The sequence below is a fragment of the Rhizobium sp. AN5 genome (assembly GCF_900215255.1).
Lineage (GTDB): Bacteria > Pseudomonadota > Alphaproteobacteria > Rhizobiales > Rhizobiaceae > Agrobacterium > Agrobacterium tumefaciens.
Genome location: NZ_OCMJ01000002.1, coordinates 167,413 through 192,891 on the forward strand (window position 1 = coordinate 167,413; position 25,479 = coordinate 192,891).

26 protein-coding genes and 3 pseudogenes are annotated in these 25,479 nt (G+C 57.9%); 15 read left to right on the forward strand and 14 right to left on the reverse strand.

Annotated elements, in window-relative coordinates; translation table 11 throughout:
- Nucleotides 1–482 precede the first annotated feature (482 nt).
- Both CRP02_RS01690 and CRP02_RS01695 read left to right on the forward strand, forming a co-directional pair.
- Complete coding sequence (locus tag CRP02_RS01690; RefSeq protein WP_097170009.1) at nucleotides 483–944, forward strand: mobile mystery protein A; 462 nt, start codon at nucleotides 483–485, stop codon at nucleotides 942–944.
- Nucleotides 941–1,537, forward strand: a complete 597-nt coding sequence (locus CRP02_RS01695; protein WP_097170010.1) for a mobile mystery protein B — start codon at nucleotides 941–943, stop codon at nucleotides 1,535–1,537. Before CRP02_RS01690 ends, CRP02_RS01695 begins: the two co-directional genes overlap by 4 nt.
- A 96-nt stretch (nucleotides 1,538–1,633) precedes the next feature.
- Here CRP02_RS01695 and CRP02_RS01700 read toward each other — a convergent pair whose 3' ends face one another.
- Nucleotides 1,634–1,954, reverse strand: a complete 321-nt coding sequence (locus tag CRP02_RS01700; protein WP_097170011.1) for a hypothetical protein — start codon at nucleotides 1,952–1,954, stop codon at nucleotides 1,634–1,636.
- 123 nt (nucleotides 1,955–2,077) lie between these two features.
- Here CRP02_RS01700 and CRP02_RS01705 point away from each other — a divergent pair, with 123 nt between their 5' ends.
- Nucleotides 2,078–2,248, forward strand: coding sequence for an SDR family oxidoreductase (locus CRP02_RS01705; protein WP_210200292.1), 171 nt, complete (start codon nucleotides 2,078–2,080; stop codon nucleotides 2,246–2,248).
- 358 nt (nucleotides 2,249–2,606) lie between these two features.
- Here CRP02_RS01705 and CRP02_RS01710 read toward each other — a convergent pair whose 3' ends face one another.
- Nucleotides 2,607–3,023 (reverse strand): winged helix-turn-helix transcriptional regulator, encoded by a 417-nt coding sequence (locus CRP02_RS01710; RefSeq protein WP_097170012.1) that lies wholly within the window; start codon nucleotides 3,021–3,023, stop codon nucleotides 2,607–2,609.
- A 100-nt stretch (nucleotides 3,024–3,123) separates the two neighbouring features.
- Between CRP02_RS01710 and CRP02_RS01715 the strand changes: the two genes are divergently transcribed.
- The 5 genes from CRP02_RS01715 (at nucleotide 3,124) to CRP02_RS01740 (ending at nucleotide 8,761) form a co-directional block, all read left to right on the forward strand.
- Nucleotides 3,124–4,245 (forward strand): NADH:flavin oxidoreductase, encoded by a 1,122-nt coding sequence (locus tag CRP02_RS01715; protein WP_097170013.1) that lies wholly within the window; start codon nucleotides 3,124–3,126, stop codon nucleotides 4,243–4,245.
- A gap of 629 nt (nucleotides 4,246–4,874) precedes the next feature.
- Entirely contained in the window at nucleotides 4,875–5,771 is an 897-nt protein-coding gene (locus CRP02_RS01725) for a transglutaminase family protein (protein ID WP_097170015.1), read from the forward strand.
- A 78-nt stretch (nucleotides 5,772–5,849) separates the two neighbouring features.
- Nucleotides 5,850–6,656, forward strand: a complete 807-nt coding sequence (locus CRP02_RS01730) for a transglutaminase-like domain-containing protein (RefSeq protein ID WP_097170262.1) — start codon at nucleotides 5,850–5,852, stop codon at nucleotides 6,654–6,656.
- Nucleotides 6,657–6,978: 322 nt separating this feature from the next.
- Nucleotides 6,979–7,716: an HAD hydrolase-like protein gene (locus CRP02_RS27780; RefSeq protein ID WP_323455300.1), complete on the forward strand. Its 738-nt coding sequence runs from the start codon at nucleotides 6,979–6,981 to the stop codon at nucleotides 7,714–7,716.
- Nucleotides 7,601–8,761, forward strand: a complete 1,161-nt coding sequence (locus tag CRP02_RS01740; RefSeq protein WP_143539308.1) for an IS110 family transposase — start codon at nucleotides 7,601–7,603, stop codon at nucleotides 8,759–8,761. Before CRP02_RS27780 ends, CRP02_RS01740 begins: the two co-directional genes overlap by 116 nt.
- Nucleotides 8,762–9,107: 346 nt before the next feature.
- On the opposite strand, the gene CRP02_RS01745 is transcribed toward CRP02_RS01740, so the two are convergent.
- Both CRP02_RS01745 and CRP02_RS01750 read right to left on the reverse strand, forming a co-directional pair.
- Entirely contained in the window at nucleotides 9,108–9,419 is a 312-nt protein-coding gene (locus CRP02_RS01745; protein WP_414896227.1) for a hypothetical protein, read from the reverse strand.
- Between the two features lie 279 nt (nucleotides 9,420–9,698).
- Complete coding sequence (locus tag CRP02_RS01750; protein ID WP_097170017.1) at nucleotides 9,699–10,517, reverse strand: helix-turn-helix transcriptional regulator; 819 nt, start codon at nucleotides 10,515–10,517, stop codon at nucleotides 9,699–9,701.
- A gap of 89 nt (nucleotides 10,518–10,606) precedes the next feature.
- Here CRP02_RS01750 and CRP02_RS01755 point away from each other — a divergent pair, with 89 nt between their 5' ends.
- Nucleotides 10,607–11,344, forward strand: a complete 738-nt coding sequence (locus CRP02_RS01755) for an SDR family oxidoreductase (protein WP_097170018.1) — start codon at nucleotides 10,607–10,609, stop codon at nucleotides 11,342–11,344.
- Nucleotides 11,345–11,457: 113 nt separating this feature from the next.
- Nucleotides 11,458–12,150 carry an aspartate/glutamate racemase family protein gene (locus tag CRP02_RS01760; RefSeq protein ID WP_097170019.1) on the forward strand — a complete coding sequence of 231 codons (693 nt, stop codon included), beginning with the start codon at nucleotides 11,458–11,460 and terminating at the stop codon, nucleotides 12,148–12,150.
- Here the strand turns inward: CRP02_RS01760 and CRP02_RS01765 are convergent.
- Nucleotides 12,147–12,539: pseudogene (locus CRP02_RS01765) on the reverse strand (DDE-type integrase/transposase/recombinase); the annotation flags it as partial. The gene CRP02_RS01760 and the pseudogene CRP02_RS01765 sit on opposite strands and share 4 nt — an antisense overlap.
- On the opposite strand from CRP02_RS01765, the pseudogene CRP02_RS01770 reads away from it, so the two are divergent.
- The 4 genes and pseudogenes from CRP02_RS01770 to CRP02_RS01785 form a co-directional block, all read left to right on the forward strand.
- A pseudogene (locus CRP02_RS01770) lies at nucleotides 12,538–12,855 on the forward strand (aldo/keto reductase); the annotation flags it as partial. The pseudogenes CRP02_RS01765 and CRP02_RS01770 overlap by 2 nt on opposite strands.
- A 277-nt stretch (nucleotides 12,856–13,132) precedes the next feature.
- Nucleotides 13,133–13,699 carry a TetR/AcrR family transcriptional regulator gene (locus CRP02_RS01775; protein WP_097170263.1) on the forward strand — a complete coding sequence of 189 codons (567 nt, stop codon included), beginning with the start codon at nucleotides 13,133–13,135 and terminating at the stop codon, nucleotides 13,697–13,699.
- 52 nt (nucleotides 13,700–13,751) lie between these two features.
- Nucleotides 13,752–14,735, forward strand: a complete 984-nt coding sequence (locus CRP02_RS01780; RefSeq protein ID WP_097170020.1) for a quinone oxidoreductase family protein — start codon at nucleotides 13,752–13,754, stop codon at nucleotides 14,733–14,735.
- Between the two features lie 89 nt (nucleotides 14,736–14,824).
- Nucleotides 14,825–15,184: an EF-hand domain-containing protein gene (locus CRP02_RS01785; protein WP_097170021.1), complete on the forward strand. Its 360-nt coding sequence runs from the start codon at nucleotides 14,825–14,827 to the stop codon at nucleotides 15,182–15,184.
- Between the two features lie 55 nt (nucleotides 15,185–15,239).
- Here the strand turns inward: CRP02_RS01785 and CRP02_RS27785 are convergent, their stop codons facing one another.
- The 3 genes and pseudogenes from CRP02_RS27785 to CRP02_RS01795 form a co-directional block, all read right to left on the reverse strand.
- Complete coding sequence (locus CRP02_RS27785) at nucleotides 15,240–15,365, reverse strand: hypothetical protein (RefSeq protein ID WP_323455301.1); 126 nt, start codon at nucleotides 15,363–15,365, stop codon at nucleotides 15,240–15,242.
- Nucleotides 15,366–15,393: 28 nt separating this feature from the next.
- Nucleotides 15,394–15,648 (reverse strand): annotated as a pseudogene (locus CRP02_RS01790) (OsmC family protein); the annotation flags it as partial.
- A gap of 702 nt (nucleotides 15,649–16,350) precedes the next feature.
- The gene (locus tag CRP02_RS01795; protein ID WP_097170023.1) at nucleotides 16,351–17,283 is read right to left on the reverse strand and encodes an AraC family transcriptional regulator; all 933 of its coding nucleotides are present in this window, start codon (nucleotides 17,281–17,283) and stop codon (nucleotides 16,351–16,353) included.
- A gap of 96 nt (nucleotides 17,284–17,379) precedes the next feature.
- On the opposite strand from CRP02_RS01795, the gene CRP02_RS01800 reads away from it, so the two are divergent.
- Entirely contained in the window at nucleotides 17,380–18,126 is a 747-nt protein-coding gene (locus tag CRP02_RS01800; protein ID WP_097170264.1) for an SDR family oxidoreductase, read from the forward strand.
- Nucleotides 18,127–18,229: 103 nt separating this feature from the next.
- On the opposite strand, the gene CRP02_RS01805 is transcribed toward CRP02_RS01800, so the two are convergent.
- The 6 genes from CRP02_RS01805 to CRP02_RS01830 form a co-directional block, all read right to left on the reverse strand.
- Nucleotides 18,230–19,654, reverse strand: coding sequence for an aldehyde dehydrogenase family protein (locus CRP02_RS01805; protein ID WP_097170024.1), 1,425 nt, complete (start codon nucleotides 19,652–19,654; stop codon nucleotides 18,230–18,232).
- Between the two features lie 17 nt (nucleotides 19,655–19,671).
- Nucleotides 19,672–21,366, reverse strand: coding sequence for a GMC family oxidoreductase (locus CRP02_RS01810; protein WP_097170025.1), 1,695 nt, complete (start codon nucleotides 21,364–21,366; stop codon nucleotides 19,672–19,674).
- Nucleotides 21,363–22,160: an ABC transporter permease gene (locus tag CRP02_RS01815; RefSeq protein ID WP_097098995.1), complete on the reverse strand. Its 798-nt coding sequence runs from the start codon at nucleotides 22,158–22,160 to the stop codon at nucleotides 21,363–21,365. The genes CRP02_RS01810 and CRP02_RS01815 overlap by 4 nt, the downstream gene beginning before the upstream one ends.
- A 3-nt stretch (nucleotides 22,161–22,163) precedes the next feature.
- The gene (locus CRP02_RS01820) at nucleotides 22,164–23,036 is read right to left on the reverse strand and encodes an ABC transporter permease (RefSeq protein WP_038496560.1); all 873 of its coding nucleotides are present in this window, start codon (nucleotides 23,034–23,036) and stop codon (nucleotides 22,164–22,166) included.
- 24 nt (nucleotides 23,037–23,060) lie between these two features.
- Entirely contained in the window at nucleotides 23,061–24,101 is a 1,041-nt protein-coding gene (locus CRP02_RS01825; RefSeq protein WP_097170026.1) for an ABC transporter substrate-binding protein, read from the reverse strand.
- 61 nt (nucleotides 24,102–24,162) lie between these two features.
- Complete coding sequence (locus CRP02_RS01830) at nucleotides 24,163–25,467, reverse strand: NAD(P)/FAD-dependent oxidoreductase (protein ID WP_097170027.1); 1,305 nt, start codon at nucleotides 25,465–25,467, stop codon at nucleotides 24,163–24,165.
- Nucleotides 25,468–25,479 lie beyond the last annotated feature (12 nt).

Here is a 25,479-nt window from a genome sequence, read left to right on the forward strand (position 1 = left end):
GTCCATCCTAACCGATGCCATTCTAGCACCGGGGGAGCGGGAGCCTTCCATCACATCGATTTTGCACTCCTCTTGTTCCAGCCTCAACGTCAAGGCGTTTGTCGGCTTTATGGCGGAGATCTTTCCCAACCCGACGCCTTGGGACGTACGCTTCCAAGAAGCCTGAACTCCGCTGTCGAGCGTTGAAATTGGCAGTGGTCGAAGTTTCACTGTTTAGCCGATCGGCGTCAGCGTCGGCTTCCAGCCTATCGAGCGCCTTCAACGCGGTCATCGGTGCGAGCAGCCGATCACCTGATATCCCTTGTCGAGCTTGCAAGCTGCGTCAGACCGACCAAAGGGGACTTGTTCTACTTCACCCACAGACTACAGCCTGATTTTATCATTTATATTATCATGTTATAGACTGATTTTTATACGTTGCTGTGCAGCCTGTATCCTGATATAAAATAGATAATTATCAGCCTCTGGCCTGAGAGAATGAAATGAAAAGCGATAGTCGAAGAAGGGGCCGCCTGCGCCTTGACGAAAGGCTTCGGGCACTCCACCCGCCTGACCGATTCAAGGCGCCGCCGAAAGGATGGGTGCGCGCGCTACGCGATGCGCTCGGGATGACGGGCGCCCAGCTTGGCACGCGCCTTGGCGTGCGGCCGCAAACGGTCGAAGCCATCGAGAAATCGGAAGCCGCAGGGACGATCCAACTTAACACCTTGCGTCGCGCAGCTGAGGCGCTGGATTGCACACTAGTCTATGCACTTGTTCCCAAAAGCTCACTCGAAGCTGTTATCGAAGCGCGCGCAAGGAAAATCGCGACCCGCGAGCTTCACCGTGTCGCGCACACGATGCGGCTCGAAGCTCAGGGCACGGATGATGTGGACTTCGAGGCCCGCGTCCAAGCATACATTCGCGACAGGCTCTCTGAGCGTGACCTCTGGAATGAGACATGACCGACCTCTTTCAGGAACCCGAGGACGCAACACCGCTCGAGCCGCAAGAGCGAGAGGGTCTGCTCCAGACCTGGATAACGCACCGCCGGGATCTCAACGAGGCGGAGCAGGAAAACATCGTCTCTGGCGCAGCTTGGGCGCGAGGGCGCCGACGCGCTTCGACTGAGCGAATGCTCAGCGAGGACTTCATGCGAACATTGCACAAGCGGATGCTTGGAGAGGTATGGGAATGGGCCGGCACCTTCCGAACCACGGAGCGCAACATCGGCGTCCAAGCCTACCGGATCGGAATGGAGCTCGCGAGCCTTTTAAGCGACGTCCGATATTGGATTGCGCATGAGACGTTTCCGCCGGATGAAATTGCTATCAGGTGTCACCATCGCCTGGTTGCGATCCACCCCTTTCCAAACGGAAATGGTCGTCACGCTCGATTGGCGGCTGACCTTCTGATCGAACGTCTTGGCGGCGAGCGTTTCAGTTGGGGCGGCGGGACACTCGCCGACGTTGGTGAACTGCGCACTCGCTACGTCGTTGCCCTTCGCGCAGCTGACAACCATGATATCGCGCCGCTGCTAGAATTTGCACGCACCTGAGAGACCACAAACTCGGCCCTTCGTTTAGCAAAACAACTGGTCACTTCGCTGAAGCTACTACAAGCTGGTAACGGCAACGCCAGCGTTTATCAGCGACTAACGCTCAAAAGTCGCCACCCATTCGCCGGCTGATTTGGAGAAACCAAGCTTTACATAATATGCGGGTTTCGCCTCTGGCGTGACTTTGACACCAGCCGTGCAAATGATGCCGGGGCCACTCTGACTCTTGGCGCACTCGCCAAGCTCCACCCGCTTCTCGCTGTAGTCGTTCGGCATGAGCGACATTCGTGCATCGGCCTTTGCCCACGCGACCGTTGCTTCTTCGTTGGTTGGTCTCTCGCCAGCCGCCACTTGCGCCAAAGCAGGCGTGGAAAGAACGGAGGCAATGACCACCGCGTGAATCAGGCGAAAGCTCATGAGATATCCTCTTACTGCGAGTAGATAATCCGAGCTTTGTAGAGATCTTCTTTCCCATTTTCGAGGGAGCGGCCGACACAATCGCGGGGCGTTTGATCATTTTGCTTCCAACAGCAGTCGCTCATGGATATCCCACTCGCCAGGATCGGCGACCCGAGAGACATCGCTAATGCAATCGAGTTCTTGATAAGACCGCTTGCAACTTACATCACAGGTCAAGACATCTGCGTCGACGGAGGCTTCTCAAAATCCATCTTAAGCCATATTCCCGGGCGCCCTAGCTCAAATTCGTAGGCAGCGAAGTCGAAACTGCACGCTTTCATTCATTCAGCCGGGCAGCACGTGTGTGGTGCGCTCAGCATGGACGACGACTTCGACTTCGATGTCGGTGATGGCGATGTTCTCGTGCTTCATACCCATCGCGGTCAGAAGTTCCACGAAGCGATTTGAGCGTGGATCAAGCTCGTCAGGCACGCGCCGAAGGCTTGGTGTTTTGGTTCATCAGAATCCAACCCGCTTTTCCGTTTCGCGTTATCCCACCGGATTCTGCAGTAGTGCATTGTCGGATGCTAATTTAATCCGGAGTAAGTGGAACGCGGCGGAAGTGCAAAATGGATCAAATGCACGAAAACTAACAGCAGCGCTATTCGACTTAGATTGTCTCGTGACGTAACTGAATCAGTGGACGAGCCCCTTTCTTGGTGACATCAGCGCTGTCGAAGCTTGCCTGGGCTGCGGTGACCTCCGGCAGTTTCACCAGCGTCCATCTGTGCAGTTCTTGAAGAGGCTCGAGCAATGTCTGGCCGAGTGGCGTCAGCTGATATTGAACGGCCACCGGGGAGAGCGAAATAACCTCTCTTGCGACAAGACCGTTGCGCTCAAGGCGGCGAAGGCACTGAGTGAGGGCCTTTTGCGTTACGCCTTGCAAGCTGCGGCGGATCGCATTGAACCGCTGGGGGCCCTCGTTGAGTACCGCAATGACCATCATCGACCACTTGTCGGCAATCTGGTCGAACAGGGCTCGGCTCGGGCATCCGGAAGAGAAACAGAGGGGTTGAAGTTGGAGCATAGCAGTTTCCTTCAAGATACCTAGGCGACTTCAAGTGCCTGATTGACGCTAGGTTTCCATCATATACCTAGAGATCCGTTCACACAACGGAGTACTCCAAATGCCTAGTCTCGACACAAGCAGCCTGTTTCGACCCATTACCATCCGGTCGCTGGAACTCAAAAATCGTATTGTCATGGCACCAATGACCCGCCTGTTCGCGCCCGAAGGTGTGCCGGGATCGGCAAGTGCGGACTACTATCGCCGCCGTGCAGAAGGCCGTGCAGGACTAATACTGTCTGAAGGCACGGTCGTCGACCGCCCTGCATCCCGCAATGATGCCGGGATTCCCTTCTTTCATGGTGACGAAGCGCTGCGCGGTTGGAAGAATGTGATTGACGCAGTCCACGGCGCTGGAGGTCGGATGGGTCCACAGATCTGGCATACGGGTGCAACGCGCTATATCAACAACTGGGAGCCTGACGTCCCGGTAGAAAGCCCGTCTGGCCTCAACGCGCCTGGGGAGGCACGCGGCGTCACGATGACTGAGGAAGATATTGCCGATACCGTTGCAGCCTTCGCCAAGGCCGCGGGCGATGCCAAGCGGCTTGGGTTTGATACTGTCGAAATCCACGGCGCGCACGGCTACCTGATTGATCAGTTCTTCTGGGCTGGCACAAACCTCCGGACGGACAGATATGGTGGTCTGACGATCAAAGAGCGCTCGCGATTTGCCGCTGAAATCGTCGGCGCCGTACGAGAAGCCGTAGGACCAGATTTCCCGATCATCATGCGCGTCAGCCAATGGAAGCAGCAGGATTTGACTGTGCGTCTCGCAGAAACACCAAAAGAGATGGAAAGCTGGTTGGTGCCGTTGGTGGAGGCTGGGGTAGACGTGCTTCACGTATCCGAGCGTCGCTTCTGGGAGCCAGGCTTTCCCGAGATTGACGGCGAGAACGGTCTCAACAACGCAGGTTGGGCCAAAAAATTGACGGGCGCTGCTACGATTGCTGTCGGTTCCGTAGGCCTCGACAACGATGTGACTGCGAGCGCTTTTGTTGGCAAGAAATCAGCCAAGGCCAGCCTCGATCGTTTGATCGACCGCATGGAACGCGATGAGTTCGATCTGATTGCTGTCGGGCGTGTGCTGCTCACGGATCCAGATTGGGTCGCAAAAGTCGAGGACGGTGATTTTGTTGCACTGAAGGGATTTGACCCCGCGTCCCTATCAGAGTTGGCCTGACCGTTGGAGTGACGGATGCAGGTTATTCTCATTCCGTCACTCATTCTCGCTCAGGCGATGCCGCCGCAACAGCGGTAGCGCCATCGAAAAGCATTATTTCGCTCACCGCAGGTATCAATGCACGGTATCGCTGGATGTCGTTTCTAACGTGGAAAGACTTTCGGATTGTAGAAGAGTTCGCCTGATTGATAATTGACACAGCCTGGTCGAAAAGGCTTTCCCATTGGCTCATCTGGACAGCCCTCAAGTGGCTAGGGGGCGGCTCGCCGGTTCAGCGTTTGGCCATGCCTTGAACGGCAACGGACGGTGGCCGATGTCAGCTTTCTGGCCGAGATGAGCGAAAGTTCGTTTGTCCTGGGAGATCTGCTGTCGTTGAGACGGGTGACAGGCATATAGCTCAATTGCGCGAACGCATCGGGCGGGCCCTAGGTGGATTAGGCGTGGGCTTCTTCGGGACATTTGATAGGCTGCATCACGGTTTCCAACCTCACCCGGGTTGTCGCCAATAGGTTGCGGACCATCGCCCCGCGCGGATTATCTCTTGCCAGCTGGAACGATGTAACAATGCATGTGCTTCTTTAGAGTGATACGGTGATAGCCGTCTTGGACCTCGTACCCCCCGGTGATCGATGACAATATTTACCGTCCGACACGTCACGTCCTATCGTTATAAACGGCCGGTTGAGTTCGGAGAGCACAGACTTTTGTTCAGACCGAGAGACAGTTTCGATCAGACGCTGCTGAGCTCCCACCTCCTCATCGACCCGGAACCGGACTATCTTCGTTGGATCCATGATGTGTTCGGAAACTGCGTCGCAGTGATCGGCTTTGCTCAAGCCGCACGTGAGCTCCGCTTCGAAACCGTCATTCGCCTTGACCATACACCCTATGTCGCAATTGATCTGCAAATCGATCAGGAAGCTTTGAATTACCCCTTTTCATATGATCCAGACGAAGCGCTGGATCTGGAACGAACCATCCAGCGCCATTACGCTGATCCACATGATCAGGTCGGTAAATGGGCGCGACAATTCGTGCGAATCGGGCAACCCACTGAAACCGGGCACCTGCTGATGACGTTGTGCTACGCCATCCATGAAAGTTTCATCTATGCCCGACGACAAGAGCATGGAACGCAAGCGCCGACCGAGACGCTGCAGCTTCGCAAGGGAACCTGCCGCGACTTCGCGCTACTTATGATGGAGGCCGCTCGATCACTTGGGTTCGCGGCCAGGTTCGTCACCGGCTATATCTACGTTCCAGACCGAGACGGATCCACCACCCTCGGCGGCGGTTCCACCCATGCGTGGTGCCAGATCTATTTGCCGGGCGCCGGTTGGGCTGAGTTCGACCCAACCAACGGTATCGTGGGCAACCGTGATCTTATCCGTGTTGGGGTGGCACGGGATCCGAAGCAGGCAGTTCCTTTGTGGGGAAGTTACGACGGAACAGCCGCTGACTACGAGGGCATGTCAGTCCAGGTCAACGTCACAACGGATGATCGCATCGAAACTGTGCTCAACTGATCGGAACGCATTGCCTATCCCGGCGTTTGCCGCCCAAGCTAGTCTCACGGCAATTCGCCGGCGCAAAGGAATTTTATGATGAAGATACGTGCCGGCTTTCATCTCGGATACGAATGCGAACAACCAACTCCGATGTTGCTTGTTCTCAATATTCATCCGTCCCGCCGCATGGATCTTTTGACAGAGCAGACCCTGAGTTTCGACCGACCGATCGAGGCATGGGGATATATCGACGGCTTTGGCAATGCCTGTAGTAGAATTGTCGCGCCAGCAGGGCTAACAACGATTTCGACCGAGTTCGAAATTTATGACGGCGGTCTGCCGGATCCCATTCCGCAAAACGCTTTTCAGCATGAGATCAAGGATCTGCCCGACGACGTGCTCGTTTACTTACTCGGCAGTCGCTATTGCGATACCGATCACATGGCTGACTTCGCCTGGAAACAATTTTCCTCTACCCCGCTTGGCTGGCCACGGATAAAAGCAATTCTCGACTTCGCGCACAACCACATCAAGTTTGATTATAAAAAGGCGGATCCGCTTCGGACAGCGTTTGGTGGATACACAGACCGCGTAGGCGTATGCCGTGACTTCGCGCACCTCGCCATAACGCTCTGCCGCTGCATGAACATACCAGCCCGTTACTGCACCGGCTATCTTGGCGATATCGGCGTGCCAAAGGATCCAAATCCGATGGATTTCAGTGCCTGGTTTGAAGTTTATCTGGGAGGACATTGGCATACAGTCGATGCTCGGCATAACATGCCGCGCATTGGCCGAATTCTGATGGCGACCGGTCGTGACGCAACCGACGTGGCACTTACCACCGCGTTCGGATTAGCGAAATTGTCCCGTTTCGAAGTTATAACCGAGGACGCTCTCTAAAAGAGCTAACATAATATCAGATCCTGGTTGACCGATATGGACGGCGCACTGGTGCATGAAAACAAGGCGATTCCAGGCGCAGTAGAACTTATCCAGCACTGGCGGGCGATACACCTTTTCTGGTCTTGACCAACAATTCAATCTACACACCTCGCGATCTCAGTGCGCGGCTACATAATAGTGGATTGGACGTGCCGGAGGAGCGCATCTAGACGTCAGCGCTGGCAACGGCTGCTTTCTAAAAGATCAGACCCCTGCCGGAGAAGCATTTGTCATTAGAGAGGCCGGGCTGACCACCGTCATCCATGAGGCGGGTTTCATCATGACCGACATCGATCCTGATTATGTCGTGCTTGGAGAAACCCGTTTCTACTCGTTCGAGGCAATCACGAAAGCCATTCGTTTAATTAATGCGGGTGCGCAGTTTATTGCAACCAACCCGGATGCGACGGGACCCAGTGCCGAGGGCGCGCTTCCTGCAACGGGCGCCGTCGCCGCACTGATCACGCGTGCGACGAGCCGCGAACCTTACATAGTGGGTAAGCCAAATCCTATGATGTTCCGTTCCGCACTAAACAAACTCGGTGTTCATTCGGAAGGAACCGGCATGATCGGCGATCGCATGGATACGAACATCGTTGCAGGTATGGCGGCCGGATTGCACACAGTGCTAGTACTCGCCGACGGAGCAGAGATTATATGCTATCCGTTCCGGTCGAAGCTGGTGATTGATTCGGTTGCGGATCTTCTCGATCACGTCTCAAAGCAGGCGCGTGCACATATAATAAGCCATCGTCGGACAAAAGTGCCCGCCTGGAACAAGAACCCGCACTCGCGCGGTTTCTGGAGATCTAACGCTCTTGAGATCCCATCAGGGGTGAGTAGCGGCCTGCACCGTGGCAGAGTGAGGTCGCTAGAAAACTCTCTGGAGGCCAACCATGCCGATGACAGCAGATCAATCTCAAGCGCCGACCGCCACTCTCGTCGATCTTGGCGCAATTTTCATCTCCTTGGAATTAAGCAAGTCGACCTGGCTGGTGACAGCTCTGTCGCCTTGTAGCGAGAAGATGTCTCGCCACACCGTGGCGGGAGGTGATTTAATTGGCCTGTTCGAATGCTTCACTTCGCTTCGCCAGAAAGCAAAACGGCGGAAGGACAGACTGTACCCGTTGGTCGTAATTCAGGAAGCCGGACTGGATGGCTTCTGGCTAGGCCGGGTACTCGACAAGGAAGCCTGGATAGAAAGCCACATTGTCGAGGCCGGATCGATCGCCATGCCGCGTCGACATCGTCGAGCGAAGACTGATCGTCTTGATGGAGAAACTCTAATCCGCGCGTTGATTGCATGGAAACGTGGCGAGCCGCGGGCCTGCTCAATGGTGAAGCTTCTCTCGCCCGAGGAAGAAGACAACCGACGGATTGGACGGGAGCGGAAAACGCTGATTGCGGAGCGTGTCTTCCACGTCAATCGGATAAAGGGTCTGCTGTTCACACAAGGAATACGGGAGTATGAGCCCGTCAATCGGGATCGACGGCAGCGTCTGGAAGAGCTTCGGACAGGCGATGGACGTCCGCTATCAAAACACCTGAAGGCCGAAGTCTGTAGAGAGCTTGACCGCCTCGAACTGATACTCACACAGATCAAAGCTGTCGAAGCCGAGCGAGATGCCTTGATCGTTCAGGAGACGCCGGAAACGCCGAAAGAAGCGGCCGCTCTCTTGGGCATCCGAGGAATTGGGCCTGAATTCGCTACAATACTGTACACGGAAGGCCTGTTCCGCCACTTCGACAACCGGCGCCAAATCGCATCGTATGCAGGCCTTGCCCCCTCCCCCTGGCAAAGCGGTAACGTCAATCGCGAGCAGGGCGTGTCAAAAGCCGGAAATCCACGTCTAAGAGCAACCATGGTCGAGCTCGCATGGTTGTGGTTACGGCACCAACCGACGTCAACGCTATCTTGCTGGTTTAAGAAGCGTATCGCACAAAACGGCGGCCGTTTGAAAAAGCCGATGATTGTGGCACTGGCTCGCAAGCTGCTCGTTGCGCTGTGGAAATGCGTGAGCTCCGGAGTCGTGATCGAAGGTGCAATCATGAAAACTCCCTGAGGCGGGAAGTGCCTGTGATACGAGAATTCAAATCCTCAGGGTGTGATCAGCCCTGACGGATCCAGGTGAACGGACCGGGATTCCGTTTGGCTAAGAGCCGGTCTTGAGATTGGTCCCGTTCTCCTGAGCCCGCGCCCGCGAAAGCGGGAAATTGGTGCTGCCGTTTGGAGCGGCGACCGTATGTGAGGTTGTACAGGCTCGATAGCGAGCCGGTAAAGCGATGGGCTCGGACCATGGATCCGCTAAAAAAGGACGCTTTGTGATGACAACAAAATGAACCGTTGACAAAAAACCTGATGTGAGTGGAATCGAACAGCGGTTCACTGGATAATGACTTTGGTCGAGTTCATTGGATTGACAGGCGCGCGTCAAAGCTTGAAGCGAGCATTGGCCATCTGGCCCTGATTGAGAACCATGTGATGAAGGTCTCCATCTCAGAGGCAACCCGGCGAGACGGGGGAGCCTCGAAGTGGATGGTGGGCTTGTCCAATCGACCTGGCACGATCTGCATGGCGTCTTCATGCGTGCGGTAAGCACCAACCGTTTCAATATATTGGTTTCCCGCCATCAGCATTGAATGCCAGTGGGACAGTCCTTCTTCGGGCAATCGGCGGCGGGGCACCCATAGTGCAAACTTTCCTGCGAAGGTCGGCATCATGACGACGATTTCGAAGAGCCTTGCAACCGAGATTTCGCGAGCGCTTTGGGAGTTGGTTGAGAGTGGTGGCGCCACGCCGATTTAAAGCCCAATGCTGACCCTCCCTTGGACCGGCGATCGTCTGACGCCTCACTCTCAGCCCACAAAGGCAGATCCCGGTCATCGCAGGTCACGTACACATTGGCGAGGGCCAAGATAATTTCTAGCCTACAGCCCATACTTCGCAGAGCCATAGTAGGGGTGCTCCGCTGTACCAGTGCATCAGATGACTGCGTGGGCCTAACTCTCAAACCCGCCCGAGCTTTTGATATCAAACGGCAAATACACAATTAACCTTAGATCGTTGGAGCCCTCGATGGTCAATGCAGCGTGTCTGTACGTTTGGGGACCGTAGGATGGGTGACGGATCGTTTTCAATCCCTCTCCGATCGCCATCACATCTTGCCGCTCCCACATCAGCCGAAATTCCAGGCTTTGTGAGAGAAGATCCGTCACAACTGCTTCAAATGAAGGATCGTCCTTTGCTCGAGCGTAGTCGAGGCGGAACTTTGCGACCGTACGATGTGCGTCGCCTTCCCAATCGAGCATGATCTGCCGCATATCCGGTGATGTGAAGACGAGCCGGAGGAGATTCCGTTCAGGTAGGTCCAAACGGGCAAAGTCGGAAAACAACTCCCCAGCTGGAGCATTCCAAGTCAGGACGTCCCAACAACTGTTTTTAATATAGGCGGGATTGGGGAGCGATGTCAGAAGCGTCAGTACGGTTTCAGGAATGTCATGCATCCGGTTGACTACTGGGGGAAGTCGGTAGTGTGCCAGCATGAAGAGATGGCTGCGCTCCGTGGGTGACAGCCGGAAGGCGCGCGAGAGCCTTTCTAAGAAATCCGACGAGACGTTGATGTCCCTCCCCTGTTCGAACCATGTGTACCAGGTGATGCCCACGCCTGCGAGGTGCGCGACCTCTTCGCGACGCAATCCGGGCGTGCGTCTGCGCGACGAAGCCGGCAGGCCCACATCCGCAGGCATGCTTCTCGAACGAAGGCTTCGAACGAACACTGCCAGCGCCGCACGATGTTCAGCACGATCGAGTTTCCCCATTGGTCACCTTTGGTAATAGGATAAAATGTAATCTGGACCTGTTATTTCGAAACCTTATCCTGCCCAAATCGATAAGAAAAGGAGCCGGTATGGGCAGGATTGCAGACAAGGTTGTGGTGATCACCGGAGCAAGCAGTGGCATCGGCGCTGCGACCGCACGTCACTTGGCGGAGAAGGGGGCACGGGTCGTTTTGGCAGCCAGAAGAAAGGTACATTTGGATTCGCTGGTGCACGATATCACCATCAATGGTGGGCAGGTGATCAGCTTCGTAGCCGACGTTACTCTCCGCGGCGATGTGGTAAGCCTCGTCGAACACGCCATCGCCTATTACGGGCAAGTTGATGTTTTCGTAAACAATGCGGGTATAGGCCCCATATCTCCGCTGGACGACCTGCGTGTCGACGAATGGGAGCAGATGGTTGATGTGAATATCAAGGGTCTTCTGTTCGGCATCGCCGCCTCACTTCCGGTTTTTCGTGCGCAGCGCTTTGGGCATTTCATCGCCGTCGCTTCAACGGCGGGCATGAAAACTGTCCCAACGCAAACTGTGTATTCCGGAACGAAGTTTGCCGTACGGGCGATTTGCGAAGGTCTGCGGCAGGAAGCTGGCCCTGACTTGCGTGTGACGGTCGTTTCGCCAGGTGCAATCAAAACACCGTTTGTTGAAGGTATAGCCAACGCGGAGGTCCGAGCACGATATATTGGTCTGCGAGACGACATCGCAATCGAGCCCTCAGCCATCGCCCGCGCTATCGCATTCGCGATCGAGCAACCCAGTAATGTCGACGTCGGCGAAATCGTTGTCCGACCGACTGCTCAAGCCTAGCGAAGAGGCTCCTCCTGTACGGACGGCTGAAACGCCTGTCTATTTCAGTTCTTGACGTTTCCGCGGCGAGCAAACACAACTGACCGGAAATTACACATTAGAAGTGCGGGAACATGAAAACGATAGGCTTCATCGGAGGCATGAGCTGGGAGAGCTCGGCAGAATATTATCGCATCGCAAACGAGCAGGTGCGACAGCGGCGGGGGGGTGTGCATTCCGCCAAAAGTCTCATGTGGTCCATGGATTTCGGTGAAATCGAAAAGCTGCAGCACGACGGAGACTGGATCGCTCTGGAGCGCGAAATGGTATCTGCGGCGCAAAACCTCGAGCGGGGTGGCGCAGATTTTCTGGTGATTTGTACCAATACCATGCACAAACTCGCTGTCGGTGTTGAACGTGCCGTCAGCATCCCGCTTTTACATATCGCAGACCCCACGGCGGAAAAAATCCGCCATGCCGGACTAACGCGCGTCGGCCTCCTCGGGACGGCATTCACGATGGAGCAGGAATTCTACAAGGGACGCCTGAACGATAAATTCGGGCTGGACGTCCTCATCCCCGATGCAGATGACCGTGCCGCGGTACACAAGGTAATCTACACGGAGCTCGTCGCAGGGGTTATCAATGACGATTCCCGGACAATTTACAGGGAGGTTATGGCGCGCTTGGTGGAACGGGGAGCCGAGGCCATCATTCTTGGCTGCACCGAAATCATGCTCCTGGTCGGCCCGGGCGACAGTTCTGTCCCTTTGTTTGACACCACCGAACTCCACGCCCTCGCCGCTGTCGATATGGCACTGGCTTAGCATGTCAGACGGTAGCATCGCCTTAACTTGGCAGAATTCGCAGCGAGAGTTTGTGTGCCGAGTTTCAGGCAGCGATGAAGGTGGAATAGATTTGCGATCTGGCTTTGGGTTGAGACGAAGCGGTGCCATTGCCGCGCTGTCTTGACGCGGATCATCCGTCTCTCACGCCGCCGTAGAGAAAGATGAGAGTTCTCAGTCCGGTTGTTCGATCCCTTATGCGAGCGATGCTCGACGCCCGGCATCAACTCGGCCTTTGCGGCGGAGTACGAGCGCAGCTTGTCGGTCACCACGATCCGCGGGGTAACACCCTGGCCTTTGAGCAGCTTACGCATCCGCCGACGAGCTGCACGCTTGTTCCTGCGGCTTTGCAGCAGAGCATCGAGAACGTATCTTCGGCGCCGGGGTATTGCGATGACCGCCTATGCGCCGCTTGCGCAAGGCCGGGCGGCAAAGGATTCCGTTCTCGCCAGGATCGGTGAAAAGCACAGCGCCACCGCCGCCTAGATCGCCGTAGCCTGGCTTCTGGATCAGGAAAACGTCATCGCTATTCCCAAAGCCGCTCGCCCCTCGAGCCAGCGAGCCAATCTCGATGCGCTCAACATTGACCTCGACGACGAGGACCGCGCGGCTATCGCCGCTCTGCCGAAGGATCTACGCTACGTCGATCCGCCTTTTGCTCCAGACTGGGAGGCTCCAACGCTCTAAAATGCAGGTTGTTTAATCTCGGGCCGCGCTCAGAAGACCCCTCGATTTAACCGAGCAACGTCCGCTTGTTGAAGCCAAGGCTATTGGCAGGAACGACCGAAATTGCGGGCGCGGAGCCGTCATCGAGCACGGGCCTCCGTGGGCATCGACTACAATGCCCAAGACATCATCGCCTTGACAGGATGCGAACCACCGACCTAGTCCGCGCCGGAGGCAGACACTTTGCCGTTGAAAATTCATTCTTGACAGATCATTCCAGAATTCCTATTTGGCTTGCATGGCAAGGATAAAAGAGTTCGACAGCGAGAAGGCACTGGATGCAGCAATCGCTGTATTTCGAGAGCACGGCTTCGAAGGCACGTCTACCGAGATGCTGGTACAGGCGATGAAAATCGGCAGACAGAGCCTTTATGACACCTTCGGGGACAAGTGGGCGCTGTATCGCCTCGCGGTCGAACGTTACGCATCGGAAGAAACCGACGCGCATATCGCGATGCTGCGTAGCAAGCCGCGAGCAGTTGACGGTATTGCAGCAATGATCGATCGGGTCGTCGGAACGGCGAACCAGGCTTGCCTCGGCGTCAATTCAATCTGCGAATTTGGCCAGAGTCGGCCAGACCTCGCAGAGGTCCATCGCGCCGCCGATCATCGCTTAAGACGAGCAGCAAGCGAACGGGTCAGGTTGGCGCAGGAGACCGGCGACGTGGATAGCTCATTGGCGGCAGATGCCGTCATTGATTTCCTCTTCGCCAGTATCACCGGAATTCGTGTCGCTGCGCGGGGGGGAGCCGGCCGTGACCAACTCGCATCGCTCGGGCAGTTGGTACTCCGCGCGATCGTGTAGCGGCAAAAAATTTTATCCAATTCTGGAACAATCAGTCAAGAAAGGACTGCAAATGAAAGCTGTTGTCATGAACGGCATCGGGGATACCGATGTCATCGAGGTCGTGAACCATCCTGAGCCAGTCGCAACGCCTGGACATGTCCTCGTCGAAGTCGCTGTGGCGGGCGTGAACTTCATGGACATTGGTGTTCGCCAGGGCATGGCTTGGACGGAAACCGCAAACCCGAAAATACTTGGTGTCGAAGGTGCAGGACGCGTGCTTGCTCTTGGTGAAGGCGTGACCGAGTTTGCAATTGGGGATCGCGTCGCCTGGGTCTACGCTCCGGGAAGCTATGCCGAACGTATATCGATCCCGGCGGCGACGCTGGTGAATATCCCCGATTATATCGACGACCAAACAGCGGCATCGCTCATGATGCAGGGATTGACCGCCAGCCATTTCGCGACCGATTTCTATCCCGTGCGCGCCGGGGATACAGCACTTGTCCATGCAGCGGCTGGCGGTGTCGGCCTGTTGCTGACACAGATCATCAAGTTAAGAGGCGGGCGCGTTATTGGTCGCGTTTCATCCCGCGACAAGGTCGAAATTGCCAAGCAGGCAGGGGCCGAGGCCGTTGTCGTGGACACGGAGGGACACTTCGCTGACGAAGTGCTGCGCCTGACTGAGGGCAAAGGCGTGGATGTGGTCTATGACGGCTCCGGCCCAAAGACCTTCAAGGGTTCGCTCGACGCTCTTCGCCGGTCAGGTACGTTCTGCTGGTATGGCCCAGTGCTCGGAGGGCCCGGATCTCTGGATATCATGAGCCTGCCGAAAAGCATCAAGATCGGCTACGCGGTCTTTTCAGACCACATCCAAACTCCCGAACTCCTTCGCGCTCGTACCCAGCAGCTTTTCGATTGGATCCTAGACGGGTCGCTCAAGGTCAACATCGGCGGGAGCTATCCCCTGGCAGACGCGGCAAGGGCGCATGCTGACATGGCAAGCCGCCGCACGACCGGCAAGCTGCTGCTGAATGCCTGTCCGACAGTCGGATGAAGCCAATTACCGTCGCTTGTTCGATCGCGGACGGGTCTTCTTTCAAACTGCCACGACACCCAAGTCCCACTGACCGGAGATACGAAATCGTGACGACGATCAACAATGCCAGCCCCCTGTCGCAGATGCTCAACAATGAGTTTGCGAAATTCGACAAGGACGGAGACGGAAAACTCAATTCTGATGAATTCAAGACATTCAACGAGATCCTGAAACCAGGCATCGCCCTTGATGAACAGGGTAAACCAACCGTCGATTACAGCGAACGCATGGACCACGACGGCGATGGAATGGTCAGCCAGGATGAGATGAACACGACGGGCCTGCTGATGCCGGCGGCCCTTTGCGATCCGACCTTGAAATCAATGCTCGAATACCTTCTTCTCAGCGCCGATCCCCCGGCTCTGGAGGCTGCGGCGCTACTCAAGGACAACGCCGACGAGTCCTGATGGTAAATGGGAGCGACCGTTTTCGCAGTCGCTCCCTTTCCGATTTCCGGTCTATCTACCCTCGAAGACCAACGGCTGTGGCGAGCGCCGCCACAGGGGATGGTTCCGGCGAAAACACGTCATAGATGCAAGGCGCTGCAAAGACGGCAAGCGCCAGCATGCCAACGATCAGGCGTTTCATCGTACACTCCATGGACTTCTCAGACTGCTCAGGCAAGCTTCAGCTCGACCGCGATATTGCCACGCGTGGCCTTCGAATAGGGACACGTCTGGTGGGCTTCGTCGATCAGCCCGCGCGCAACATCGGCATCAAGGCCCGGCAGGCTGATGTTCAAGCACGCCTGCAGGTGATAGGCGTCTCCGGTCATGCCGAGATCAACTTCCGCGTCGATGGCGGTCTCGGCCGGCAACCGGATCTTGCGCTTGGCTGCAGCCAGGCCCAAGGCCCCGAGCCGGCAGCAGGCGCAGACAGCGGTGTTGCTGCCTGAGCCTGCCGGCACTGTCCGGGACATGACAACTCTCGCCGCCTAGCATGGCCGGAACACATTTCGCCAAAAATTACGTCTGGATCGACAGGACAAGATTGGCCTCAGCCAAGCCGTATCGCTCTTAACGCGCTTCGCGAGCAGCGTTCAAGTCTGTCCGATAACAACGGCTAACACACGTTAATCGCGGCCCTAAGTTCGGGCCGCGATTATTCGTAGTGCTCATTCAGATTCTTGAGCTGCCGCGCCTCAACCAATGCGTCTATCGTGATATTTTCTGGGGTTGATGAATCTTCCGGTCTACGAGCGGCAATCGAACTTGATGGGCATAATCCTCAACGGCAGCAACATACCGGTGATCACGGATCAGTAGTAGTCGTCTTGCCCGCCATGCGGTCTCGCGTAAGCACGGGCTATATTCATTGCCTTGAAAGAATTTTGAACCGACTACCCAGTCATTCGAGACTTCGTGCATCCTGGACCCTATGGCATGCCAACAACTTATATTACTGCTGGAGAGGCCAGTTTTGGGCCATTCCAGTCTGACGGGATCTTGATCTCAGTTACCACAAGCGGCAACAAACCGTTCGACAGCTCCGGTCCCAAGGCGGGTTGTTCGCGGCGCCGAGGGCGCAGCCAGAAATTTGCCGCTCGCGCGTGACCGGTCAGCGGCAGATAGCGTCATGTGACGGCAAGCAGGCCAAGACTGACACCGGTGACGTACCCTCTGGCAAACCTGCCCGGGGAGCAGCCGAGCCTTTTGCTAAACGCTGTGCTGAAGGCACTGGCGGATTCATAACCAATCTCTTCCGCGATTCGGTCGAGCGACTTCCCGCCGCTCAGGAGTGCATCCTTGGCAAGTGCAATGCGCCAGCGCGCCAGATATTCGATTGGCGCACAACCAAGAACTCCATGGAACCGCGCGGCGAAGGCCGATCGCGACATGCCCGCTATTCCTGCAAGATTGGCGACCGTCCACCTCGTCCGCACGTCCTCGTGTATGGCACGAAGGACACGGGCAATGGCGGGATCGCGTAGCCCGCTCAATAAGCCTGCCGACACTGCGTTGTTGCCGATAATGTCCCACCGCAATGCCTCTACCAGCAGCGTCTCCAGCAATCGCTGGATGATCAGTTCCTTGCCAGGATGGTTGGTAACGCACTCCTCAGACAGTAGTTCGATCAGACGGCCAAATCGCGTCGTGCGCCCCGCTGAGGCGGAAATATGGATATGATCAGGAAGCAGCGCGAGCAGTAGCGGCGCGTTGACACTCTCAATCGAGAAGCTTCCGCCCAGTGCCGCGAAATCGGGCTCTCCTTCCTGCTCGCCGTGGCGGACAGCTTTAGCCAGAGGCTCAGCGGGAATGCAGGGTGTGCCTGGTTTGCTGTATAGCGAGAACGCCGGCGTAGTCGGCAAAAGGAGGAAATCGCCTTCGGCAATCCGAAGCGGCTCCCGACCACCTAATGTGACCCATGCTTCTCCGGTCAGGACGACTGTGAAGCCGGGTGCGTCATACGATCTATAGCGAACCCCCCATTGACCGCGCCCAGAGATGGGCTTCGCTATCGCGGCGCTCGGCCGCAAGAGGGTGATGATATCGCTGAGAGGATCCATGAAATTGTACGATCCGTAATGTTTTATGGATTGCAAATTATAGATCGTATTGGAATGGCTGTCTATTGGTACCGGACCGAATCCAAGGAGCGTGACATGACCAAGACCATCCTCATTACCGGGACATCATCGGGCTACGGCAAGGCCACCGCGGAACACTTCCTTTCTCGGGGGTGGAATGTTGTCGCGACCATGCGGCGCCCGGACCCGTCGCTGTTTGCCGAAACCGACCGGCTGCGCGTGCTGCCGCTCGATGTCACCAGTCCAGAGAGCATCGCGGAACTGATCGGTTCTGCCGGTTCGATTGACTTACTGGTGAATAATGCTGGGATTGGCGGTGTCGGTGCGTTCGAGGCGATGCCGATGTCCCTCATCCGCCAGCTTGTCGAGACCAACACGATTGGCGTCATGGCGATGTGCCAGGCTGTCATCCCGCAGATGCGCGAGCGCCGGTCCGGTACCATCATCAATGTCACGTCGAGCGTTACTTTGGGAGAATTCCCACTCGCGGCAGCCTATACCGCCACCAAACAGGCCATTGAAGGCTTCTCGGCTTCGCTCGCGCATGAGCTCGGCTATTTTGGGGTCCGCGTGAAGCTCATCGAGCCCGGTTATGCACCAACCACCCGGTTCGGGGCAAATGCCATTGTTCCTGTCTCGGAGCTCCTTCCTGGCGGATATGCAGACTTCGCACAGCCAATTCTCGAGGCGTTCGCGAATCCGCCCCTGACCAGCACGGCAAGCGATGTTGCAGAAGCAGTCTGGCAGGCCGTTCACGGTACCGGGAATCAGCTCCGCTTCCCTGCTGGAGCGGATGCTGTCGCGCTTGCTCAGGCGCGCTGACGAGGATGGCGGCAAGGGCGGCAGTGGCTGGTTTTGCCACGCTTTCTGCTGCTCTCTGTCTCCTCCCGCCCAGTGGTTGGCTTGGGCCGCATGGGCATAACGCTCAGTCTCCGAAGCCGACCATGCCTTTGATTTCGGTGAACTCGTGCAGACCGAACTTACCGTATTCCCGACCGTTGCCCGATTGCTTGTAGCCGCCGAAGGGGGCAGCACCATCCCAGGCAGAGCTGTTGAGGCGTACTATGCCGGTCCTTAGCCGCCGTGCGAAGGCACGCGCCTCTTCCGCTGAACCCTGAATATAGGATGCCAGCCCATAAGGCGTGTCGTTCGCGATATTCACCGCCTCGTCCTCGCTGCCATAACCAAGGATGGCAAGCACAGGACCGAAAATCTCTTCACGGGCGATCGTCATATCGTTCGTAACGCGCGCAAAAACTGTCGGCCGCACATAATAGCCGCTGTTCAGATGCGCTGGTCGGTCGAGCCCGCCGGCGACGAGCTCCGCCCCTTCCTCCACCCCCTTTCGGATAAGGCTCTGGATCTTGTCGAATTGCAGTTTGCTGGCCACTGGCCCGATATCCGTCTGGGTATCGCCGGGTGCACCGACACGGACCGATTCCGCCGCCGCACGGGCGATGCCGATCACCCGATCCATATGCTCCGCCGGGACGAGAAGACGGGTCGGCGCATTGCAGGACTGGCCGGAATTGGCAAAGCACCTGATCACCCCGGCGGGCACGACGGCGTCGAGATCAGCACTGCGGAGCACGATATTGGGCGATTTGCCGCCCAGTTCCTGATGCACGCGCTTCACCGTCGGGGCCGCCGCCTGCGCTACCGAAATGCCGGCGCGTGTCGAGCCGGTGAAGGAAACCATGTCGACATCGGAATGGCTCGCCAGTACCGCACCCACGGTCGGGCCGTCACCATTGACAAGGTTGAACGCGCCCTTGGGAACACCGGCCTCGTGCAGGATTTCGGCGAAAAGTATGGCGTTGAGCGGCGCGATTTCCGAGGGTTTCAGCACCATGGTGCAGCCGGTGGCGAGCGCCGGAGCCACCTTGCAGGCGATCTGGTTAATCGGCCAGTTCCACGGCGTGATCATGCCGACAACACCGATCGGCTCATGGACGATGCGGGTCGTGCCCTGCATGTATTCGAACGGAAAATCGCTCATGGCGCGGATTGTCTGCTCGAAATGCGCCACACCGATACCCGCCTGCTCATCCCGCGCCATTTTTCTTGGTGCGCCCATCTCGCGCGAGATCACGTCGCCGATCTCGTCCTGCCGACGTTTCAGTATCTCAAGAATGCGCTCAAGCAGGCCGAGGCGCTCTTCCCGCGTGGTCTGCGAAAAGGCCGCAAAGGCGCGGCGCGCGGCGGCGATGGCGCGCTCGGCATCCGCCGCCGATCCCATGGCTATCTCCGCGAAAGGCTCTTCGGTGGCGGGGTCCACAACGGGTAGACGCTGGCCGCCAAGCGGATCGACCCAGTCGCCGTCGATGTAGAATTTGAGATAATTGTCCATATCCGTCTCCAATGATCTCAGCGGCCGGCCAGGATGAAGTCGGCGACCCGCTCCGCGATCATGATTGTGGGAATGTTGGTATTGGCGCAAGGGATCGACGGCATCAACGATGCGTCGCAGACCCTCAATCCTTCCACGCCGTGCACGCGGCCCGTAGACGACGTCACCGCCATGGGATCGTCAGCCGATCCCATGCGGCACGTTCCCGAAGGATGCCATGTGCCGCCCACATGGCGGCGGACGAATTCCGTCAACGCATCGTCGTCTTCAAGCAGCCCCCGCATGGTCGTTCCGAGTGTTATCGCCGAATGTACCAATGGGGGGCGCAGCGGACCCGCAACATCCAGAAGGCCCGAGAAAACACCCCGCCGTAACGCGTTCCATGTCCCGGGTACAGCGACCTTCGCCACCCGGGGCGAATAACTCGATGGAAAAACAGTGCCGCAGTGCCCCGCCATGAAAGGATCGGACAGGGCCTCCGCTCCCAGACGCAGCGCAAGCTTGAGCCGCCTCAGATCACGCTCGTCGCTCAGCATTCTGAAGTCGACCTCGGGCTCGACATGGGGATCAAGCGAAACAAGCTTCACGAAGCCGCGCGAATAGGACTTGTTGACCCAGAAGAACAGGCTGCCCAGCCGCAAACCGATGGAATGCCAGCCGGATCGCGACAGGATGGCGGCATGCATGTCACCCTGCGGCGCGCCGTCGGGACCCGACGAGAAACGCCAGATCGCCTGTTCGTGGTGTTCGCTCCTGTCACGCACCCGCATCTGCGGCGGCAGATAGGCAGCGACGGCGATCGAGGGATGCTCCATCAGATTGCGCCCGACACCGTTGCGGCCGGCCACGACATCGCCCCCCAAGGCGGCAATGTCACCGACGGGGCCGATACCGGAGCGCATCAGCAACGCGGGTGTGTTGATGGCGCCGGCAGAGACAATCACTTCCGACGCTTGGATCGTTTCCGCCGTCGCACCTGTCAATCTCGCGCCCGTGGCTCGACGGCCATCGAACAGGATGCGGTCCGCGACGCTTTCGGTGATGATCCTTAGATTCGGGCGTTTGCGCACATCCGCCGTCAGATAGGCAACCGAAGTCGGCAAGCGCTCCCCACTATCGCTGACGGCAATCGCACCGCGAAAGACGCCGTCTTCCCATGCTCCGTTCTGATCAGGTTTTATCGGATGGCCGCGGCGGTCGAGCGTTTTCATGACTCGGTCGACGAAAGGGGAAATCCTGTCGTCGGATATGCGCCGGATCGTCAGCGGTCCGTCCGTACCATGAAGCGGCCCGTCGAAATCCCTGTCGGCTTCGATCTTCAGGAAATAGGGCAGGCAATCGCACCAGCCCCAGCCGTCCGCGCCAAGCGCCTGCCATTCGGCGTAATCGGCAGGTGCGCCGCGATTGGCCATCAGCGCATTGATCGCCGAGCCTCCGCCCAGAAGCCGCGCCTGCTCGTAGCGACGCGGTGGACGGGGCGCCGTGTTGGAACGGGTATGGCCCATCAATGCCGTGAGGTGCGACCAGATATTGCGCGCATCGAGATAGGCCCGACCGGGATAACGGCCACGCACCTCATCCGGGATATCGTCCGCCGAAATATTACGCCCGGCCTCAACCAGAACGACCGTCCGCCGCGGATCTGCGGAAAGGCGGGCGGCCAGCACACAGCCCGCCGATCCGCCGCCGAGGATCAGGTGATCGACGATCATGTCGCTCGCCCCTGCGAATATTCGGTGTTGCGGGCATTGATCGCTGCCAGCATCAGCAGGATGAACGAGATCGCCGTCAGCAGGGAGCTGATCGAGGCAATGGTCGGATCGATCTCGTCGCGCAGCGCGGTGAACATGCGCTTGGTGAGCGTCTGGTATTCGCCGCCGGAAATGAAAAGCGAAACCACCGTTTCATCGATGGCAGAGATGAATGCAAAGAGCAGGCCGGAAATGACGCTCGGGCGGATTTGCGGCAGGGTGACGATGAAGAAGGTCCGCCAGCGGTTCATGCCGAGACTTCGCGACACCATCTCCTGCGTGTGGTCGAACTTACGCAGCCCAACGAGGACGGAGGTAACGACATAGGGCAGACCAAGCATGACGTTGGCGAGGACCAGCCCGGTCAGCGAGGCGAGAAGCCCGATCTGCGCGTAAACCAGAAAGACACCGACAGCGGTGATGACGATCGGCACGATCAGCGGCAGAAGCAGCAGCGCCTGCAGGCTGCGTACCAGCCGCGATTGCGTGAGGTTGAGAGCATAGGCCGCTGCAGTCCCTAAAATGGTAGCAATGACGGCGCTGAAGACAGCGACGATCAAGCTTACACGCGTTGCCTGCATCCAGGCGGCGCTGCCGAGATAGGCCTCGTACCAGCGCAGCGACCAGGACGGCGGCGGAAAAGCGAGGAAGCGCGCGCCGGAAAAGGACATTGGCAGGATGATCAGGATGGGGATCATCAGCCAGGCGAGAACGAGCGCTACAAAGCCGTAGAGAAGGATTTTCGACAGGCTCATGTGTCACCTCGTTCCCATGATGCGTTCGAACGGAATGATGAGGCTCGCCAGCCGGAAAACCAGAAAAACGCAGACAAGCAGGACGACGCTGATCGACGAAGCCGCGCCCCATTCGTTATACACCTCGATGTTGCGTGAAACGAGCATGGAGACCATGTAGGTGCGCCCGCCGCCCAGCAGTTCCGGCGTGATATAAAAACCAAGGGTGAGCACGAAGACCAGCACCATGCCGGCGATCATGCCCGGCAGCGACAGCGGCAGGAAAACCCGCCAAAAGACATGCATGGGTGAGCCGCCGAGGCTGGCACCGGCCATGGTCAGTTCCGCGGGTATTTTCTTCATCGTTGCATAAAGCGGCAGCACCATGAAGGGCAGCAGGATGTGGATCGTTGCCATGACCGTGCCGAATTCGTTGTTGACCAGCCGGAGCGGCGCATCGATCAGGCCAGATCCCGTCAACGCTGAATTGATGATGCCGTTGCGCTGCAGCAGGATGAGCCAAGCATAGGCGCGCACCAGAACGGATGTCCAGAAAGGCAGCAGCACCATGGCGAGAACGAGCACGCTCCGGCGCTGAGGCAGGCCCGCCGCCACATAGGCGACGGGATAGCCGAGGAGCACGGTCATCAACGTTACGACCGCCGCAATGCGGAAGGTCTGAAGGAAGGTCATCCAGTAGACGGAATCCGTCAGGAACCGCTGATAGTGAACGAGCGTAAAGCCGCCATCCTGGCGGATCGACTGCCAGCCCAGCCACAGAAGCGGCAGGACCAGCAGAACGACGACGACCGCAAGCGCTGGCGCCAGTAGCATCAGCATGAGCCTTTGCTCACGCTGCTCATGCAGCGCCGACGGATTTCGTTTCGACTGTGCCATCAGTGACCCTCCACAGGCCGAACATCATTTCTGGATGAACTGCGCCCAGCGTTTTTGCGCCTCCTCACCGGCTGGTGAACTCCACCACTCATCCGACACCAGAACCTGAAGTGCGGCATTGTTCGGCGAACTCGGCATTTCGGCAGCGCGTTCCGGCGAAATCTTGCCGGTCTTGTACGCTTCAGGATTGCCTGGACCGTAATCGATATAGGCCGGGAAATTCGCCTGGATTTCAGGGGTCAGCGCCGCGTTGACGAACTTGACCGCCGTTTCGAGGTTCGGCGCGCCCTTGAGAATGCAGAGCGACGTATACTGAAGGAAACCTTCGTTGAACGAATAACCGATCGGCGCGCCTTCCTTCACCACCGCAGCAACGCGGCCGTTCCACGCCATCTCCATGTCGACTTCACCATCGGCTAGAAGCTGCGCTGACTGGGCGCCGGAGGTCCACCACACCGTGACATAGGGTTTGATCTCCTCGAGCTTCTTGAAAGCCCGGTCGACATCGAGCGGATAAAGCTTGTCCACTGGCATGCCATCGGCGAGCAAAGCGGCCTCAAGTGTCGCCAGGGGATGGTTACGCAGCGCCCGCGTACCCGGAAATTTCTTGACATCCCAGAAATCCGACCAGCTCTTGGGCGGGTTGCCGCCGAACTTGTCCTTGTTGTAGGCAAGCACGCTCGAGTAGAATTCATAGGCGACCGAATAGGGGCTCTTGTATTCGGCAGGCATCTTTTCCGCATTGGGTATCTTGGAAAAATCGAGTTTCTCGATCATTCCCTGTTCCCCGCCGCGTATGCAATCCTTCGCCGGCGTGTCGATGACGTCCCAGACGATCTTGCCGGATGCGGACTGCGTCTTGATCACAGGCCAGGCATCCGGCGCGCTGTCCTGATTGACAGTGATGCCAAGCAGCTTGGCGACGGGATCGAGGATCGCCTTGGTCTGCGCCTCCTGGTAGGCGCCGCCCTGCGAGACGAAGGTGACCTGTTCCGCCGAGGCCAAGCCAGCCGAAAAGACGGCGGCGGATGCGGAAAGCACGAGCATGGAAAATCTGTATTTCATTTGTCGTTCTCCTCTTTATGGCGAGGCGCTGTCGCCCCTGTTGGCATGCGACTGTCGGGTCTTAGCGCCCGATTGCATCGAGGAACTGATACCAGCCGGCGACGAGCCGGACGGCTGGCTCCCTGATGGGATAAAAAGGCACTGGTTTGAGCGGCTCCGCGGTCAAGAGTCCGAGATCGGGACTTTGCCCGGCAACCATGGCCGCAACGTAGCGGCCCATGTTGGAGGCCATGGCCACCCCGGTTCCATTATAACCGACTGCATAGACGACCCGGTCGTCCAGCCGGCCCAGATGCGGAATGCTGTCCATCGTCATCGCCACGAGGCCGGACCAGCGATGGGTGACCGATACCGCTGCGAGTTCTGGAAACTGCCGCGCCATGGCTTTGTGCAGCGCCGCAAACGCGCTTTGGGAATCCGCCTTGCCGAAGGCGCCGCGCCCGCCATAAATCACACGGTCTCCGGCCTTGCGGAACCAGCGCATCATGCGCCGCGTCTCGGTATAGCTGCGTCCCTGCGACAGGAGGGAAGCATCCGGTCTGCCGGTCAGCGGCTCGGTCGCAATCATTGCGGAGCGGAAGGGAATGATGGATTTGCGGACCGCCGACGTGGCCGGCGTCAGATCGGAATAGGAATTGCTGGCGATCACCACCTGTCGGGCCGAAACGACACCGTCAGGCGTTTCAAGAACGATGCCGGCGCCATCTCGCCTGAATGCCGCCACCGGCGTGTTCTCGTGGATCGCGATGCCTGCGGCACTCAATCCGGCCGCCATGCCCAAAACGAAATTCAAGGGGTGAATGACGCCGCCATGGGTATTGAGCATGCCGCCGACGAAATCGCGTGAGCCTGTCTCCGCCTCCATTTCCTCCGGTGAGAGAATGGTGCAGGAGTGGTCGCCAAGCGATCCACGTAGCCACTCGACTTCTTTTTTCAGGCCATCGAGCGACAGCTGATTGTGGGCACAGCGCAGCGAACCGGTTGGGCGATAATCGGCAGCGGCGATTGCATAATCGTCTACCAGATCGCCAACATGATCGATGGCCTCGATACCGAGATCGTGCATGCGCCGCGCCGTCTCTATCCCATAGCGGGCGGCGATGTCGGAGAAGGAAAGCCGGAACTTGCCCGACACCACGCCACCATTGCGGCCGCTCGCGCCCCAGCCGATCCGGCTTGCCTCCAGCACCACCGGAGACAGGCCGCGGCGGGCCAGATAGCGCGCCGCGGAAAGGCCCGTGTAGCCACCGCCGATGATGGCGACATCGAACCGACGATCGCCGGAGAGCCGGTCTAAGGCAGGACGGCTTGAAGCCGTCTCCTGCCAGAGGGAGTTGATATCAGGAAAAGGGGGGCGTGCGGCCATCGGTACGGCTCT

Bases quoted from the DNA above. Each gene is read 5' to 3' on its own strand.
- CRP02_RS01690 (WP_097170009.1), top strand. From the start codon at position 483: ATGAAAAGCGATAGTCGAAGAAGGGGCCGCCTGCGCCTTGACGAAAGG.
- CRP02_RS01695 (WP_097170010.1), top strand. From the start codon at position 941: ATGACCGACCTCTTTCAGGAACCCGAGGACGCAACACCGCTCGAGCCG.
- CRP02_RS01700 (WP_097170011.1), bottom strand. From the start codon at position 1,954: ATGAGCTTTCGCCTGATTCACGCGGTGGTCATTGCCTCCGTTCTTTCC.
- CRP02_RS01705 (WP_210200292.1), top strand. From the start codon at position 2,078: ATGGATATCCCACTCGCCAGGATCGGCGACCCGAGAGACATCGCTAAT.
- CRP02_RS01710 (WP_097170012.1), bottom strand. From the start codon at position 3,023: ATGCTCCAACTTCAACCCCTCTGTTTCTCTTCCGGATGCCCGAGCCGA.
- CRP02_RS01715 (WP_097170013.1), top strand. From the start codon at position 3,124: ATGCCTAGTCTCGACACAAGCAGCCTGTTTCGACCCATTACCATCCGG.
- CRP02_RS01725 (WP_097170015.1), top strand. From the start codon at position 4,875: ATGACAATATTTACCGTCCGACACGTCACGTCCTATCGTTATAAACGG.
- CRP02_RS01730 (WP_097170262.1), top strand. From the start codon at position 5,850: ATGAAGATACGTGCCGGCTTTCATCTCGGATACGAATGCGAACAACCA.
- CRP02_RS27780 (WP_323455300.1), top strand. From the start codon at position 6,979: ATGACCGACATCGATCCTGATTATGTCGTGCTTGGAGAAACCCGTTTC.
- CRP02_RS01740 (WP_143539308.1), top strand. From the start codon at position 7,601: ATGACAGCAGATCAATCTCAAGCGCCGACCGCCACTCTCGTCGATCTT.
- CRP02_RS01745 (WP_414896227.1), bottom strand. From the start codon at position 9,419: ATGATGCCGACCTTCGCAGGAAAGTTTGCACTATGGGTGCCCCGCCGC.
- CRP02_RS01750 (WP_097170017.1), bottom strand. From the start codon at position 10,517: ATGGGGAAACTCGATCGTGCTGAACATCGTGCGGCGCTGGCAGTGTTC.
- CRP02_RS01755 (WP_097170018.1), top strand. From the start codon at position 10,607: ATGGGCAGGATTGCAGACAAGGTTGTGGTGATCACCGGAGCAAGCAGT.
- CRP02_RS01760 (WP_097170019.1), top strand. From the start codon at position 11,458: ATGAAAACGATAGGCTTCATCGGAGGCATGAGCTGGGAGAGCTCGGCA.
- CRP02_RS01775 (WP_097170263.1), top strand. From the start codon at position 13,133: ATGGCAAGGATAAAAGAGTTCGACAGCGAGAAGGCACTGGATGCAGCA.
- CRP02_RS01780 (WP_097170020.1), top strand. From the start codon at position 13,752: ATGAAAGCTGTTGTCATGAACGGCATCGGGGATACCGATGTCATCGAG.
- CRP02_RS27785 (WP_323455301.1), bottom strand. From the start codon at position 15,365: ATGAAACGCCTGATCGTTGGCATGCTGGCGCTTGCCGTCTTTGCAGCG.
- CRP02_RS01795 (WP_097170023.1), bottom strand. From the start codon at position 17,283: ATGGATCCTCTCAGCGATATCATCACCCTCTTGCGGCCGAGCGCCGCG.
- CRP02_RS01800 (WP_097170264.1), top strand. From the start codon at position 17,380: ATGACCAAGACCATCCTCATTACCGGGACATCATCGGGCTACGGCAAG.
- CRP02_RS01805 (WP_097170024.1), bottom strand. From the start codon at position 19,654: ATGGACAATTATCTCAAATTCTACATCGACGGCGACTGGGTCGATCCG.
- CRP02_RS01810 (WP_097170025.1), bottom strand. From the start codon at position 21,366: ATGATCGTCGATCACCTGATCCTCGGCGGCGGATCGGCGGGCTGTGTG.
- CRP02_RS01815 (WP_097098995.1), bottom strand. From the start codon at position 22,160: ATGAGCCTGTCGAAAATCCTTCTCTACGGCTTTGTAGCGCTCGTTCTC.
- CRP02_RS01820 (WP_038496560.1), bottom strand. From the start codon at position 23,036: ATGGCACAGTCGAAACGAAATCCGTCGGCGCTGCATGAGCAGCGTGAG.
- CRP02_RS01825 (WP_097170026.1), bottom strand. From the start codon at position 24,101: ATGAAATACAGATTTTCCATGCTCGTGCTTTCCGCATCCGCCGCCGTC.
- CRP02_RS01830 (WP_097170027.1), bottom strand. From the start codon at position 25,467: ATGGCCGCACGCCCCCCTTTTCCTGATATCAACTCCCTCTGGCAGGAG.